This window comes from Oleiphilus sp. HI0080 (assembly GCF_001635135.1).
Window position 1 is genome coordinate 1 of sequence record NZ_LWFU01000389.1, and the last position, 14,530, is coordinate 14,530.

A 14,530-nucleotide genomic window follows, 5' to 3' on the forward strand; every position below is an offset into this window, starting at 1 on the left:
CAGAGCGAGTCGAGGCGCTAATTGTTGCCGATATTGCGCCCGTGCAGTATTCACCAGGCCACGAACAGATACTCAGGGGCTTGGCGGAGCTAGCCGAGAGTCCGGTTGGTTCAAGGCAGGCTGCAGATGAAGCGTTGTCAAAATGGATCGAGGACTGGGGTGTTAGGCAGTTTCTTATTAAGAGTTTACGTCGAGCTGATGATGGAGACTCAGGATTGGTATGGCGATTTAACTTTGAAGCCATCAAAGCCAATTATACGAATATTCTAGCGGCACCGCATGGTGGTCGTTATGAAAAAAATGTGTTGTTCATTTCTGGCGCTCGCTCTGATTACATCCTTCCAGAGCATAAAGCGAAAACTCAAAAGCTCTTTCCAAAAGCACAACTGAAAATCATCCCCGAAACCTCCCATTGGTTGCACGCTGAAAAACCTGAAGTCTTTAACGCAATGTGTGTTCGCTTTCTCCAGCAGTCATTTATTTCACAATAGTTCCCACTAAATTTCTGCTGCACGTTAATAATGCGCTAGGCTGAAATTATGCGATATTCTGACGCACTGCATGCAGTTGTAAAACAATGTGAAATAGCACAAACTGCTTGTGTCGCTAATGATAACGCGAAGTCCAGATTCGTTTGGAATGATAAAAAAAAAGCGAGACGTGGTGGCATCAAATTTGTATGAAGAGCAAGCATCAGTGCATGCGTCAGCTTTTCGTTGTTGCTTTTAGGTGCGCTGCGACATCCTTTTACGGATACACAACAAAAACTTAGGAGAACACGAATGTTGAAATTCTCTTCAATAATGGCTGCTGGTTTAGCAGTGGGGTTATCTTTCGGTGCTACAGCAGGTACATTGGAAGACGTTAAAAAGCGCGGTACGTTGTCTTGTGGCGTGAGTACCGGCCTTGCAGGCTTTTCTCAAAAAGATGAGAAAGGTGAGTGGAGCGGTCTTGATGTAGACGTATGTAAGGCCGTTGCTGCAGCTGTCCTAGGCGATGCAAGCAAAGTTCAATATAAGCCTTTGACTGCAAAAGAACGTTTCACTGCGCTTCAGTCTGGTGAAATTGATCTCCTTTCTCGTAACACAACTTGGACACATACTCGTGATACTTCGCTTGGTTTAAACTTCGCGGGTGTTAACTACTATGATGGCCAAGGCTTCATGGTTTCCAAAAAGCTGGGTGTTAAAAGTGCTTTAGAGCTTGATGGCGCTGCAGCATGTATTCAAGCTGGTACAACGACAGAGTTGAACCTTGCTGACTACTTCCGTGCGAACGGTATGAAATATACCGCGGTTACCTTTGATACATCTGATCAAACTCGTGCAGGTTTCGAAAGCGGCCGTTGTGACGTTCTAACTTCTGACCAATCTCAACTTTATGCAATTCGTATTGGTTTGAAAGATCCGGATTCTGCAATGGTACTTCCTGAAGTAATTTCAAAAGAGCCATTAGGCCCAGTTGTTCGTCAAGGTGACGACGAGTGGTTCAACATTGCTAAATGGTCTTTGGTGGCAATGATTGAAGCAGAGTTTTTGGGTGTAGATTCATCCAACGCTGCTGACTTAAAAGAGAACGGTAAGCCTTCACAAAAGCGTCTTCTGGGTACAGAAGGTGATGCGGGTGAAAAGCTTGGCCTAAGCGCTGACTGGGCATACAACATTGTTTCTCAAGTTGGCAACTACGGCGAATCTTTCGAGCGTAATGTTGGTATGGGTTCTCCATTGAAGATTGCTCGTGGTATCAACGAGCAGTGGAACAAGGGCGGTTTCCTATACTCTCCACCAATTCGTTAATTCGAATTGCTTAGCATAAGGGGCTTTTGTAGCCCCTTTTGCCGTTTCAAAAATTCTTCAACAATGATTTAGGGTAGAAACATGTCCGAAGAACAAATAGCTAGAGCGAGCTCTTCCTCAGGCTCAATGCTCAATAACCCTCAGGTTAGATCCGTTATCTATCAGGCGCTTTTGCTTTTAGGTCTCGGCTACTTCTTCTACTCGATTGTCTCGAATGCGCTTACAAATATGGAAGCGCGAGGTATCAAAAGCGGTTTTGACTTCCTAACGACCGCTGCGGGTTTTGATATCTTAATGACCCTAGTGCCGTATTCGGCAACCTCAAGCTATGCCATGACGTTCGTGGTTGGTTTGCTCAATACGATCTTAGTCTCAATCATAGGTATATTCCTTGCCACTATGATCGGTTTTGTTGTCGGCGTCGCGTATTTTTCTCAAAACTGGTTGATTAAACGTCTGTCAGTAATTTACGTAGAAACTTTCCGTAATATTCCTCTTTTGTTGCAAGTTTTCTTTTGGTATTTCGCCGTCCTCGCCTCTTTACCAAGCGCGCGTGAGAGTATGAGCTTGGGTGAGATGATTTTCCTTAACGTTCGCGGTCTGTACTTGCCTGACTTGATAGGTGGGCCTGGCAGTTCTGTCGTTTATGGATCGATCGCGGTCGCCATTGCTGCAATCATTGTCCTCAAAAAGTGGGCGAAAAAACGTCAAGACGAGACGGGAGAGCAGTTCCCGGTCTTTTTAACCAGTTTGGGCATATTGTTCGGACTGCCACTTGTCACCTTATTTATTATGGGCGTCCCTTTTACTTGGGAGTTTCCCGAGCTCAAAGGTTTTAACTTTCGCGGTGGTATCACTGTTATTCCTGAGTTGATGGCGCTTGTTATTGCATTAGCTGTTTATACCGGTGCATTTATTGCTGAGGCCGTTCGGGCCGGTGTGCAATCGGTACCTCATGGCCAAACAGAGGCCGCTCGGAGTCTTGGGTTGCGAGAGAGCAGAATCATGTCTTTGATCATCGTACCGCAGGCGATGCGCGTCATTGTTCCTTTGCTCAATTCCGAATATCAAAGCTTGGTTAAAAACTCGACCTTGGCAACGGCAATTGGCTACCCAGATTTATTCACCGTATTTGTTGGTACCTCGTTAAACCAGACAGGCCAGGCAATCGAAATTGTCTTCATGACCATGGCAGTGTACTTCGTTATTAACATGACGATTTCTTTCATAATGAACCGATTCAACGAAAGTGTTGCACTGGTAGAACGGAAATAAGGAGCGAGTGATGAGAGAGTTTAAACCACAACCCGCCCAACCCGCACCGGTCGCTGCACGAGGTGTCATCGGTTGGATTAGAGAGAATCTTTTCCCGGATATTCATAATTCGATCGCAACATTGGTCATCATTGGTTTATTGGCTTCGGTTATTCCTGGCATGATTAGCTGGTTATTTATTGAGGCTAACTGGGTTGGTACCACGCAAGCAGATTGTACGAATGACCAAGGGGCGTGTTGGGTCTTTGTTTCGGCTTGGATGCAACAATTTATGTATGGCTCATACCCAACTGAGGAGCTTTGGCGAATCAACATGGGCATAATTGCATTGGGTTTGGTCATTGCCGCGCCTTACCTACTGCCAACGCGTTTGCGTAATACGGTAGGGGTGCCATTGTTTCTCGTATTCCCTTTTATTGGAGCCGCATTTTTGGATGGGCGGTTGTTTGGGCTTGAGTTCGTAAGTACCGATTATTGGGGTGGTTTCTCGCTGAACATATTTCTTGCGGCGGCGAGTATCATTATTGCATTCCCTTTAAGCTTTTTATGGGCGTTGGGTCGTCGCTCCGATATGCCTTTTATTCGCAGCGTATGCGTTATTTTGATCGAGTTTTTTCGGGGTGTTCCTGTGCTGGCGCTCTTCTTTATGGGCTCGGTTATGTTGCCGCTTTTTTTCCCAGAGGGCACGAATGTCGACAAATTGTTGCGAGTTTGGATCGTACTTATTCTGTTTATGTCAGGATATATGGCAGAAGTATTCCGAGGCGGGTTTCAGGCGATTCCTGAAGGGCAATACGAAGCCGCAGATTCTCTTGGCTTGAGTTATTGGCAAAAGACATTACTCATTATTTTTCCTCAAGTGATCAAAGTGTCCATGCCCAACATCCTTGCGACCTTTATCATGCTCTTCAAGAACACAACATTCTTGTTGATCATCGGTATCTTTGAGATTTTGAGCACAACTCAAACGGCCTTGACCAATTCAAATTGGTTGGGTGGTCATGCACCGGAAGGTTATATATTTGTAGCGCTTGTTTTTTGGTGTTGCTGCTTTGGCATGTCGATGATCAGTGCCAATATTGAGAAAAAACTAGATACAAGTCACCGGAACTAAGCAACGGAGTTATTCATGACGACTGAAAATACACAGCATAAAGTTGAGACCGCTTCTTCCGGCGAATCGGTTATAGAAATTAAGGATCTCAACAAATGGTACGGCAACTTCCATGTACTCAAGAACATTAATCTTGATGTGAAGAAAGGCGAGCGTATTGTTATTTGTGGACCTTCTGGCTCTGGTAAGTCAACGATGATTCGTTGTATCAACAGGCTAGAGGAGTTTCAAAAAGGTTCTCTTGTTGTTAACGGCATCGAAATGATTGAAGACGTTAAGAACATTGAGAATATACGTCGAGAAGTTGGGATGGTATTCCAGCACTTTAATCTGTTTCCACACTTGACGATTTTAGAGAATCTTACCCTTGGTCCAATCTGGGTGCAAAAGAAACCGAAAGAAGAAGCAGAAGAGACCGCAATGAAGTATCTTCATCGGGTGAAGATTCCTGACCAAGCAAATAAATTCCCCGGTCAACTTTCTGGTGGTCAGCAGCAGCGTGTAGCGATCGCACGCTCATTGTGTATGAACCCCCAAATCATGCTGTTTGACGAGCCTACTTCAGCTCTTGATCCTGAGATGATTAAGGAAGTACTTGATGTTATGGTTGAGCTTGCTGAAGAGGGAATGACCATGCTCTGTGTGACGCATGAGATGGGATTTGCCAAGAAAGTGGCTGATAGAGTGATCTTTATGGACGGAGGAGAGATTGTTGAACAGAACACCCCAGATGTGTTCTTCGATCATCCAGAGACAGATCGGCTTCAGCTATTCCTCAGCCAAATATTGGCGCATTAATCAGTAGATAGTTGGAATGAAAAAAGGCGGTGTTGCATAAGCAACACCGCCTTTTTTGTATGCCTTGCGAACGCTAGGCTTTTATTGCTGCAATTTCTGATGCGTTAGTATCGAATTTACGCTGCGCGATAATGCGTTTTGTTTCTTTATCAAGAAACATACTCAAGGTGTATGTGATGCCGAATAGAACAGAGAGAGCAGCTAGTAGAAACGCTACATGTACTTCAATAATCATGTATACCACCTTGATATTAAACAGTCTTTTAAAACGATCGTTTGAATTTGAGCGTATCTTACAGCGGGAACATAATCTGGTCAATATTTAACCGTTTGGTCAGGCGGTATTTTTAACTATTTGATAACTTAAGCTTGGCCCTCTGCAGCTCTTCAGGCGTATTGACGTTTACTAGCGTGCTCGTATCAGGCACCGAGATCCAATCCGCTTCGTTTTTTTCAAACCAACGAATGAGCTTGTGCTTCCCGTGCTCAATGTGATGTGCAATTGAGTCGAGACAGGCACGAGGTAGGCAGCAATGTAATGGGTGCTTAAAGTTCTCGCACTGGAGAGCAATGGGTCTTAAAGATGAGCCGCTAAGTTGTTGCTCAACCGCGCGTTGACCAAGCGCGTTGATCAATGGCTCGTTAATGAAGGGTGTATCACAGGGGACGACAAAAAGGATATCGCTATCACTATTTGAGAGTAGGGCATGAAGACCCGCTAGTGGGCCGCGAAAGCCAGGATAAGCGTCGTGGCATATGCGTTGAGACAGGAACTTATAGTTCTCAGGATCTTTATTGCTGTTAATCAGTACTTGCCGGTTTACCGCTAATGGCTTTAGCAGGCGAACAGCGGACGAGACCATCACGTTATCAGCTAGGGTAATCAGTGCTTTGTCTTGGCCGCCCATTCGCAGAGATTTGCCACCCGCCAATATACCTGCATCAAAGGTCAGCTTGGCTTGCTCCAGAGACGAAATAAGGGGTTCGAGGGTTATCATTATTTATAAGCGACTAGCTCCAACAAAAAAGGCAGCTCAGATGAGCTGCCTTTTGAAAGCAACATAAACTTTAGAGGTTGCTATCGACGAATGCGGTAAGTTGCGACTTTGACAGTGCGCCAACTTTCGTCGCATCGACATTGCCATTCTTAAACAACATAAGAGTAGGAATTCCTCGAATGTTATATTTTGGCGGTGTTTGATCGTTTTCGTCGATGTTCAGCTTGCAAATCTTTACCTTACCAGCGTAATCGTCAGCAATCTCTTCTAAAACCGGAGCAATCATCTTGCATGGGCCGCACCACTCCGCCCAGTAATCGACGAGTACTGGGATATCAGAATTTAGTACGTCTTGCTCAAATGAAGCATCGGTCACGTTAATAATGTTGTCGCTCATGTTGAATCCTAAGAGTGATTGAATGAGAAGGAGCGCTCTAGTTCGAGGTACCCTTCACTTAAATTAGATACTATGATCACAATATATAGTTTTAATTTCGGATTTCAAGGATGAGCGAAGACAGCGAAGCGAGAATGGCAAACGAGAACATGCAGATAGCTGCAATTGATTTGGGCTCAAATAGTTTTCACATGGCGATTGCACACATTGAGCATGGTGAAATTCGTATACAGGAACGTTTCGGCGAGAAGGTTCAGCTTGCGGCGGGCCTGGATAAACAAGGTAATCTCGATGATGAATCTATTTCAAGAGCAATAGATTGTCTCAAACGTTTTGAGCAGAGATTACGAACGATTGACAGGGATTATATTCAAATAGTCGGCACGAATGCACTGAGGGTCGCCCGAAATCGAAAACAACTAACCAGCGCAGTTGAGGATTTGTTAGGTGTTCCTATTGAGGTTATATCGGGAAGGGAAGAAGCGAGGCTGATTTATCTCGGCGTTGCACATACGCTAGCAGATGACGAGGGCCAGCGCTTGGTAATTGATATTGGTGGCGGCTCAACAGAGTTTGTTATTGGTAAACGTTTTGAATCACTCGAGCGCGAAAGCTTGCATATGGGTTGCGTCTCTTATCGTGAAGCTTTTTTTAAAGAAGGTGTCATCACAAAACAGAATTTTGCGCAGGCGGTTGCGCGCGCAGAACGTGAGCTGCTACCAATTAAGAAACAGTATAAAAAACAAGGTTGGCAAAGCTGCGTTGGCTCTTCGGGTTCAATCAAGGCGGTTTTTCAGGCCCTAGGCAAAGACGAAAATCGCGCGTTAACCGTTGACTTGAAAGAGTTAAAGCAACTTCGCGAGAAGCTGATTCAACTTGGCCATATTGATCAGCTTGAACAGCTCAACATCAAAAAAGAACGCTGGAGTATCTTTCCTGCAGGTCTATCGATTATGTTAGGAGCGTTTCGAGCCTTGGATATTGAAAGCATGGAGTTTTCAGACGGCGCGTTAAGAGAAGGTTTGCTCTACGACATCGTTGGACGGATTTCTCATGAAGACGTAAGAGACCGAAGCATCTCTGCACTTCAGCAGCGCTATGGCGTAGATCTCGAGCATAGCGCATATGTCGCATGTTTATCGAAGCAGCTGTATGCGCAAGTATGTGACGATTGGAAAATCCACTATCCGAAATGGAAAAACTTGCTGACGTGGGCGGCTCAAGTCTTTGAGGTAGGCTTGGCGATTGCACATAGTCAATATCAAAAGCATGGTGCATATCTTATTCAGAACTCTGATCTTTCGGGTTTCTCGAATGTGGTACAGTCGCAGTTAGCGCTACTCGTCCGCTCTCATCGACGTAAAATCCCAACAGCCGATCTGCCCGATCTAGCGAAGCACGATTTTGTGTCTTTACAGTATCTAATGGTGCTTTTAAGGCTATCGATACTTCTTGCAGCAGATCGTGAGTACTCTCCCGTGCCCATTACTCTTAGGGCGGGAAAAATGTCGCTTGAGGTTTCATTTGAGGAGGGCTGGATTGAGTCCCATCCTCTCACGGCGGCCAACCTGGAACATGAACGTTATTATCTAAAGAAAATCGGATTTGCGCTAAATTTCTGATAGCCTTGCCTCTTTAATTTTGAGTCCAATATAAGATGCTCGTTCTTGGTATTGAAACATCCTGTGATGAGACAGGTATCGCCCTCTATGATACCGATCGTGGCTTACTCGCGGATGCCTTGTTCTCGCAGATAGATCTTCATGTAGATTATGGCGGCGTAGTTCCTGAACTCGCCTCGCGCGATCACATTCGGAAAACGTTGCCCCTCATTGAGCAAGTGTTGCGTGATGCAAACCTCACAAAAAAAGATATCGATGCAATCGCTTATACTGCCGGGCCAGGTTTAATTGGCGCTTTATTGGTAGGCTCAAGTATTGCCGAAGCACTGGCTTTCTCTTTAGCCATACCGAGCGTTGGCGTTCATCATATGGAAGGGCATCTTTTGGCGCCAATGCTTGAGGATTCCCCACCGGAATTTCCTTTTGTTGGTTTGCTTGTTTCGGGTGGGCACTCGCAACTGGTTTCGGTCAAGGGCATTGGAGAGTATGAAATACTTGGGGAGTCTCTGGACGATGCGGCCGGTGAAGCCTTCGACAAAGCGGCAAAAATGCTTGGCTTGGATTATCCTGGGGGCCCGCACATTGCTCGTTTAGCCGAGTATGCGCGATCAGAGCTTGATGGAACAAGGTATCGTTTTCCAAGGCCGATGACCGATCGTCCAGGCTTAGAATTTAGTTTTAGTGGTTTGAAAACATTCACTCTAAACACGGTTAATAAAGCACGTGACGAAGATCGTTTTGACGATGACGAGAAAGCACGAATTGCACTGGCTTTTGAAGATGCCGTAGTCGACACCTTAATGATCAAATGCCGAAGGGCCCTCAAAGAAACGGGATTCAAGCGACTCGTTATTGCTGGTGGCGTAAGCGCAAATGTTAATCTCCGTCAGACACTTAAGAAAATGGAAGAAAAAACCGGTTCTGAGGTTTTCTACGCCCGTCAGAAGTACTGTACTGATAATGGCGCCATGATTGCCTATGCAGGTGCTCAGCGTCTGCTTGCAGGACAGCGAAGCAGTGGTGAGGTTGCCGTTCGACCGCGTTGGCCAATGGATCAATTGCCTTCCTTGGGTAAGGGCTAGCTTAAGATGCACGATATTATCTTTATAGAAGGTTTAAGTGTCTCTGCCTCGATTGGTATTTTTGACTGGGAAAAGCGCGTTAAGCAGGATCTGATTATCGACTGCCAAATGCCTTATTCACTTGCAAAGGCAGGCCAAACAAATAGCATCAACGACACTGTCAGCTATGCAGAAGTGGCGAATGCCATTATAGCGATTGTCACGAGTAAGCATCATGATTTACTTGAACATCTTGCCGATGAAATCACAGCGCACATCTTTAGCGCTTTTCCTGTAGATCAGATTGAGTTAAAACTGGCGAAACCTGGCGCGGTACCTGAAGCGAAAAGTGTCGGTATTGTGATTCAGCGTTCAAGGGTTTAACGAGTGGAAGTCTTCTTAAGCGTCGGTAGCAATATTAATCGTGAACAAAACAGCAGATCCGCTGTATTTGGTTTGCGGGAAGCTTTTGGACAGTTGACGCTCTCACCGGTTTACGAAAGTGAGGCGGTCGGATTTGATGGGGACCCATTTTATAATTTCGTTGTGCGTGTTGAGACCCCGTTTTCCATCACAGAAGTGAATGCGATCTTGAAGGACATTGAAGATCAACATGGGCGTGTACGTGGTGGCCCTAAGTTTTCATCAAGAAGTCTCGACATTGATGTCGTCACTTACGATGATTTTGTCGGAGAACTGGAGGGCGTTATCCTACCTAGGCCAGAATTGTTCTATAACGCTTTCGTCTTGCTTCCTATGGCCGACCTTCTTGGTGACCGGCAAGAGCCAAAGACCGGGAAAACGTACGCGCAATTGAAAGCGCAGCTTCCTTCTAATCAATTGATTGCCCGCATCGAGTTCGACTTTTAGTCGCTTGCGTTAACTGACAAAACGTTTCTTTCTAAATCAAACAATTTACAGCTGATAATTTGCCTCTATTCGATGCCCACCGTTTGAGAAATCTGTATTCTCGTTCCAATTGGCAAAATAGCGCGTGTTGAATCGGGGCGTAAATTGATAACTAGCGACAAACTCATGGGTGAGTATACTGCCTTCGTCGATACCGTAAGCGTTGTCCTTATAAAGTTTCGAACCGCTGAGAGTACTAAAATAGAAGGGGTTGTAGTTCAGCCAAATTTTGTCGGAAATTGCGAGTTTTCCATACATTCCGATTAAGCCGAACGTGCCTTGAATGGAATAGCCTTCGTCAACTTCCGGAGAACCGGAAGAGTCATCTATGTCGAGAACATTGTTTCCAAAGTCGATACCAGCGCCTAATAATGGATATAAGCTGACGGCACCCATTTTTGGAAGAGCTTGAATCAGGGAGTAAGAAACATTACCGCTTTCTTCAGCTAGAGGCGTTGAATCTAGGTTGTATTTAACGTCAACCTGCGCACCGCGACCATTTTCGAGATTAACTCCGAAATTTCTAAATCGAATTCCATCTAGCCGGTTATCACGCTGAGAGCCGCCAGACCAACCTAACGCTTCACCCAACACCCCTTCAAACTCAAGCACGTTCATTGCGATGGTCTTGGGATTGCCCGTATCGTAGGCTTGGCCGACTTTAAAGTTTATCCCGTAGTTTGTTGCGCCAGCTCCGACCTGCGTATACACCGCGAGAGGATCAGACATGTCTTGTACTTCGCTATCTTCAGCCGAGGCTGGAAGCGTAAAAGTCAGTGACGAAGCGAATACCAGTAAAGCATTACGAATGGTGTCGCGGAAGGATAATAAGGTAGTTTGATTTTTTGGGTCGGATTGTTTGAAACCAAATAGATGCATTGTCTTTTTACCCCAATTGTTGTCGTTGTTGTCGTTGTTGTTAGTTTGGCTCGACTTAATGATGCCGAAAGCTTCGTGATTCTTGTTATGTGCTGGACTGTGTTTTTATAGATTAACAAATTCGATAACGACAGTATAAGCCGTCATCGAGAGTCCCCACCTCGCTCGCTTGTGGGCAGGGTACGGCTAAGAACGAAGTTTCTTTATTAAGGATGCCGTGGAGGGATCCAACTTGTTGAACCCTGCATCTGAATTTCCTTTTAACAAGGGGAAGAGCTCTTTCTCGAGCACTTTACCAAGCTCAACACCCCATTGATCAAACGAGTTGATGCCCCAAATTTGCCCTTGGGCAAACACTTTGTGCTCGTACAGAGCGATCAATGCGCCTACCGAATGCGGCGTGAATTTATCTACCATCAGAATGTTATTTGGTTTGTTACCCTTGATTGCCTTATGAGGCGCAATGGCGTGGGCATCTTGTTCTGACATACCGAGTTCAACGAGCTCCTTAAAAGCATCCTGCTTTGATTTTCCAACCATCAATGCTTGGCTTTGTGCCAAACAGTTGCCAAGCAAGTGTGCGTGATTATCGCGAACCGGATACGGACTTTGTTTGGCAATAATAAAATCAATGGGGACCGCTCCACGACCTTGATGAAACAGTTGGTGATACGCATGTTGACCGTTTGTTCCTGCCCCACCAAATAGCAGTGGGCCACTCGCATAGCTAATCTGGTTTCCATCGTAATCTGTGGTTTTACCGTTGCTTTCCATATCAAGTTGCTGGAGATGCTCGGGAAGAAAACGAAGTTGATGATCATACGGAATGACCGCAATTGAGGCATGACCGATAAACGAGCGGTTCCAAATGCCAACCAAGGCAAGCATTAGTGGCAGGTTGTCAGCAATATCCGCTGAATAAAAGTGCTCATCCATGTCTTCAGCACCTGCAAGTAAGGCGATGAAGTTGTCAAAACCGAGTTGGAATGCAATCGGAAATCCGATTGCCGACCACAGTGAATAGCGGCCTCCAACCCAGTCCCACATCGGGAAGATATGCTCCTCGGCAACGCCGAACTCGACCGCTTTGGGCGTGTTGCTCGATACCGCAGCAAGATGTTTACTAATATCACAGTCGTCACCAAGCTTCTGCTTCAACCATGAAATACAGGCGCGCGCATTTTCGAGCGTCTCAAGAGTCGTAAATGACTTGGATTGAACCAGAAACAGGCAGCGCTCGGGGTCTAACTTAGCCAAGACATTGGAAGCATCGCTGCCATCGATGTTTGATATGAAATAGGTTTCAACGCCATCTTTGTGGAAATGACGTAGCCCTTCTATGACCGTTTTGGGACCAAGATACGAGCCACCAATACCGATACTGACGAGCTGCGTAACGGGTTTTCCGCTCGAACCGAGCCATGCTCCTGAATGCAATTTCTCAATCGTGCGCTTCATTGCGGTTAATGCATCCGTAACTTCACTATGAATGCTTGAGTCCTTTGCTCGGAGTAAAGGCTTTGTCAGTGCGCGAAGAGCAGTATGCAGAGCAGGGCGCCCCTCACTTTTGTTGAGCTCTTTTCCTGAGAATAAATCTATAATCTTATTTTTGATATCTGCATTTTGAGCTAGCTCGATCAGAAGGCTTTTTGTCGTGCTAGAAATCAGGTTTTTTGAATAGTCGCCATAGACGTGCGGTGCTTGAATGCTGAAATGCGCAACACGCCGGTCGTCCTGATTAAAATAGTCGAGCATCCGCTCGTGTTTGGCATGGCAGGCGATTTTCTTTAAGGCCAAATAGGCGGGGTTTGCATCCAGTCTCATTCTAATCCTTGTTTCCTGAGCCGTTGCAGCAAGGCGTGTTACAACGATACTCTAATATTATCTATCAGTCTCGTTGCCCCCATGTAGGCAGCAGCGAGTATCACTATATCTACATCTCCATCTTTTGCCGGCAGCAAGGTCGAAACAGATGCGATATTGAAATAGTCCAATTTAAAGCCGTACTCAGTGAGCGAGGTAATCGCTTGTTGGCGAGCTGACGTGAAGTCACCATTTCCTTCAATGAGATTTGTCTTGGTTTCTTGCAAGACAAGGTAGAGGTATTTTGCGAGCTTGCGCTGTTCGATATCGAGATAGCCGTTGCGTGAACTTTTTGCTAGACCATCTTCTTCCCGACACGTTTCGACACTAATAATTTCGATTGGGAAGCACAGATCTTTGACCAGTTTTCGAATAACCATCATTTGCTGAAAGTCTTTTTCGCCAAACACGGCTTCGTCCGGTTGTACCATGTTGAACAGTTTCGAAACGATCGTAGCGACGCCGTCAAAGTGTTTTTCTCGGCTAGCACCGCAATGGTGTTTTGTTAAATCTGGTACATGCACGGTTGATTCGGCTTTCAGACCGTCAGGGTAAACCTCTGAAACATTGGGGGCGAATAGTAAGTTACAACCGCGTTGTTCGAGCAGTTTGCTATCTCTTTCAAGGGTGCGGGGGTAAGCGTCGAAGTCTTCGTTCTCACCGAATTGGAGCGGGTTTACAAAGATGGTAGCGACGACGTAAGCATTACTTTCCAATGCACGGTCGACCAATCTTAAATGGCCTTCATGCAGGTTGCCCATTGTTGGAACGAGGCTGACTCTTTTGCCCTTACTGCGCGCTTGGCGCAACAAGAGTCGTAATTCTTTTAGAGTATGGACGACCTGCATATTAATCGGTTAGAAGCTGTGTTCAGTAGAGGGGAATGAGCCGTCTTTTACAGCTTGGTCGTACGCTTTCAACGCTTCCTGAACTGTATCTGCCTCTTCCATAAAGTTTTTGACAAAGCGAGGTAGCTTGCCCGGAGTCATACCAAGCATATCGTGAACCACCAAAACTTGCCCATCTGTCACGTTGCCAGCACCTATACCAATGACGGGGACACTAACCGCATTGGTGACCCTCTGGGCTAGATCCGTAGGAACGCATTCTAGCAATATCATATCTGCGCCGGCCTGCTCGAGCTCTACGACCGCCTCAACCATCTTATCCGCTGCATCCTGTTGTTTACCTTGAACACGATAACCGCCCAACTTGTTGACGGATTGTGGTGTCAGGCCAAGATGCGCACAAACGGGAATACCGCGAAAACTGAGCTCCTCGATGGATTCCTTTAGCCAAGCGCTGCCCTCTATCTTTATAAGGTGCGCACCCGCTTGCATTAGTCGGCCTGCATTCAGAACGGTTTGCTCGACGCTGTTGTTCGCGTTGAAGGGAAGGTCTGCCATTATTAAACTGCGAGCATTACCACTTTTAACGCAGCGCGTATGGTAGATCATATCTTCCATGGTGACAGGCAGAGTGCTGTCATGCCCTTGAAGCACCATGCCAAGCGAGTCACCAATCAACAATACGTCAATGCCTGCCTCATTAGACAAGGCAGCAAAGCATGCATCGTAGCTGGTCAAACAAGAAAACTTTTTGCCTTCTTCCTTAAGTTTTTTCAAAGATAAGGTGGTGACGGTCATACGCCCTATTTCCAGTTGGGTTAATGCTTGCAAAGACTAGCTATATGTTGGCTCAAGAACAAGCCAAATTTCTATCAATCTTTGACAGTTTGTGGGTTACACAGTGTTCAAGATGTTGCTGCAGTCCTGAGCCGTCAGGCAGTTTCCAATTGGGTGCAATCTCAATACATGG

General features: G+C 45.9%; 15 protein-coding genes and 1 pseudogene. 9 read left to right on the top strand and 7 right to left on the bottom strand.

Annotated features, from left to right (window positions below; genetic code table 11):
- From A3751_RS22670 to A3751_RS06755, 5 genes and pseudogenes are all read left to right on the top strand, one after another.
- Positions 1-491 (top strand): annotated as a pseudogene (locus A3751_RS22670) (alpha/beta hydrolase); the annotation flags it as partial.
- Between the two features lie 291 nt (positions 492-782).
- Positions 783-1,796 (top strand): amino acid ABC transporter substrate-binding protein, encoded by a 1,014-nt coding sequence (locus A3751_RS06740; protein WP_068453654.1) that lies wholly within the window; start codon positions 783-785, stop codon positions 1,794-1,796.
- A gap of 81 nt (positions 1,797-1,877) precedes the next feature.
- Positions 1,878-3,071 carry an amino acid ABC transporter permease gene (locus A3751_RS06745; RefSeq protein WP_068453655.1) on the top strand — a complete coding sequence of 398 codons (1,194 nt, stop codon included), beginning with the start codon at positions 1,878-1,880 and terminating at the stop codon, positions 3,069-3,071.
- Positions 3,072-3,081: 10 nt separating this feature from the next.
- The gene (locus A3751_RS06750) at positions 3,082-4,185 is read left to right on the top strand and encodes an amino acid ABC transporter permease (RefSeq protein ID WP_068453657.1); all 1,104 of its coding nucleotides are present in this window, start codon (positions 3,082-3,084) and stop codon (positions 4,183-4,185) included.
- 15 nt (positions 4,186-4,200) lie between these two features.
- Complete coding sequence (locus A3751_RS06755; RefSeq protein WP_068453659.1) at positions 4,201-4,983, top strand: amino acid ABC transporter ATP-binding protein; 783 nt, start codon at positions 4,201-4,203, stop codon at positions 4,981-4,983.
- Between the two features lie 73 nt (positions 4,984-5,056).
- Here the strand turns inward: A3751_RS06755 and A3751_RS22115 are convergent, their stop codons facing one another.
- From A3751_RS22115 to trxA, 3 genes are all read right to left on the bottom strand, one after another.
- Positions 5,057-5,218, bottom strand: a complete 162-nt coding sequence (locus A3751_RS22115) for a hypothetical protein (RefSeq protein WP_156492293.1) — start codon at positions 5,216-5,218, stop codon at positions 5,057-5,059.
- A gap of 112 nt (positions 5,219-5,330) precedes the next feature.
- A complete protein-coding gene (locus A3751_RS06760; RefSeq protein WP_068453661.1) occupies positions 5,331-5,981 on the bottom strand; it encodes a molybdenum cofactor guanylyltransferase in 651 nt (216 codons plus the stop codon).
- Between the two features lie 70 nt (positions 5,982-6,051).
- The gene (trxA, locus tag A3751_RS06765; RefSeq protein ID WP_068453663.1) at positions 6,052-6,378 is read right to left on the bottom strand and encodes a thioredoxin TrxA; all 327 of its coding nucleotides are present in this window, start codon (positions 6,376-6,378) and stop codon (positions 6,052-6,054) included.
- Positions 6,379-6,488: 110 nt separating this feature from the next.
- Here trxA and ppx point away from each other — a divergent pair, with 110 nt between their 5' ends.
- From ppx to folK, 4 genes are read left to right on the top strand one after another with little or no spacing between them, the layout of a single operon-like run.
- Complete coding sequence (gene ppx, locus A3751_RS06770) at positions 6,489-8,000, top strand: exopolyphosphatase (protein ID WP_068453665.1); 1,512 nt, start codon at positions 6,489-6,491, stop codon at positions 7,998-8,000.
- A 35-nt stretch (positions 8,001-8,035) separates the two neighbouring features.
- The gene (gene tsaD / locus A3751_RS06775) at positions 8,036-9,082 is read left to right on the top strand and encodes a tRNA (adenosine(37)-N6)-threonylcarbamoyltransferase complex transferase subunit TsaD (protein WP_068453670.1); all 1,047 of its coding nucleotides are present in this window, start codon (positions 8,036-8,038) and stop codon (positions 9,080-9,082) included.
- 6 nt (positions 9,083-9,088) lie between these two features.
- The gene (gene folB, locus A3751_RS06780; RefSeq protein WP_068453672.1) at positions 9,089-9,445 is read left to right on the top strand and encodes a dihydroneopterin aldolase; all 357 of its coding nucleotides are present in this window, start codon (positions 9,089-9,091) and stop codon (positions 9,443-9,445) included.
- A gap of 3 nt (positions 9,446-9,448) precedes the next feature.
- Entirely contained in the window at positions 9,449-9,931 is a 483-nt protein-coding gene (gene folK, locus A3751_RS06785; RefSeq protein WP_068453675.1) for a 2-amino-4-hydroxy-6-hydroxymethyldihydropteridine diphosphokinase, read from the top strand.
- Positions 9,932-9,976: 45 nt separating this feature from the next.
- On the opposite strand, the gene A3751_RS06790 is transcribed toward folK, so the two are convergent.
- From A3751_RS06790 to panB, 4 genes are all read right to left on the bottom strand, one after another.
- Positions 9,977-10,849, bottom strand: a complete 873-nt coding sequence (locus A3751_RS06790; RefSeq protein ID WP_068453677.1) for a hypothetical protein — start codon at positions 10,847-10,849, stop codon at positions 9,977-9,979.
- Positions 10,850-11,035: 186 nt separating this feature from the next.
- Positions 11,036-12,673, bottom strand: a complete 1,638-nt coding sequence (gene pgi / locus A3751_RS06795) for a glucose-6-phosphate isomerase (RefSeq protein ID WP_068453679.1) — start codon at positions 12,671-12,673, stop codon at positions 11,036-11,038.
- A gap of 38 nt (positions 12,674-12,711) precedes the next feature.
- Complete coding sequence (panC, locus tag A3751_RS06800; RefSeq protein WP_068453681.1) at positions 12,712-13,560, bottom strand: pantoate--beta-alanine ligase; 849 nt, start codon at positions 13,558-13,560, stop codon at positions 12,712-12,714.
- Positions 13,561-13,569: 9 nt separating this feature from the next.
- Positions 13,570-14,358 carry a 3-methyl-2-oxobutanoate hydroxymethyltransferase gene (gene panB, locus A3751_RS06805; protein WP_068453683.1) on the bottom strand — a complete coding sequence of 263 codons (789 nt, stop codon included), beginning with the start codon at positions 14,356-14,358 and terminating at the stop codon, positions 13,570-13,572.
- Positions 14,359-14,530 lie beyond the last annotated feature (172 nt).

Bases quoted from the DNA above. Each gene is read 5' to 3' on its own strand.
- A3751_RS06740 (WP_068453654.1), top strand. From the start codon at position 783: ATGTTGAAATTCTCTTCAATAATGGCTGCTGGTTTAGCAGTGGGGTTA.
- A3751_RS06745 (WP_068453655.1), top strand. From the start codon at position 1,878: ATGTCCGAAGAACAAATAGCTAGAGCGAGCTCTTCCTCAGGCTCAATG.
- A3751_RS06750 (WP_068453657.1), top strand. From the start codon at position 3,082: ATGAGAGAGTTTAAACCACAACCCGCCCAACCCGCACCGGTCGCTGCA.
- A3751_RS06755 (WP_068453659.1), top strand. From the start codon at position 4,201: ATGACGACTGAAAATACACAGCATAAAGTTGAGACCGCTTCTTCCGGC.
- A3751_RS22115 (WP_156492293.1), bottom strand. From the start codon at position 5,218: ATGATTATTGAAGTACATGTAGCGTTTCTACTAGCTGCTCTCTCTGTT.
- A3751_RS06760 (WP_068453661.1), bottom strand. From the start codon at position 5,981: ATGATAACCCTCGAACCCCTTATTTCGTCTCTGGAGCAAGCCAAGCTG.
- trxA (WP_068453663.1), bottom strand. From the start codon at position 6,378: ATGAGCGACAACATTATTAACGTGACCGATGCTTCATTTGAGCAAGAC.
- ppx (WP_068453665.1), top strand. From the start codon at position 6,489: ATGAGCGAAGACAGCGAAGCGAGAATGGCAAACGAGAACATGCAGATA.
- tsaD (WP_068453670.1), top strand. From the start codon at position 8,036: ATGCTCGTTCTTGGTATTGAAACATCCTGTGATGAGACAGGTATCGCC.
- folB (WP_068453672.1), top strand. From the start codon at position 9,089: ATGCACGATATTATCTTTATAGAAGGTTTAAGTGTCTCTGCCTCGATT.
- A3751_RS06790 (WP_068453677.1), bottom strand. From the start codon at position 10,849: ATGCATCTATTTGGTTTCAAACAATCCGACCCAAAAAATCAAACTACC.
- pgi (WP_068453679.1), bottom strand. From the start codon at position 12,673: ATGAGACTGGATGCAAACCCCGCCTATTTGGCCTTAAAGAAAATCGCC.
- panC (WP_068453681.1), bottom strand. From the start codon at position 13,560: ATGCAGGTCGTCCATACTCTAAAAGAATTACGACTCTTGTTGCGCCAA.
- panB (WP_068453683.1), bottom strand. From the start codon at position 14,358: ATGACCGTCACCACCTTATCTTTGAAAAAACTTAAGGAAGAAGGCAAA.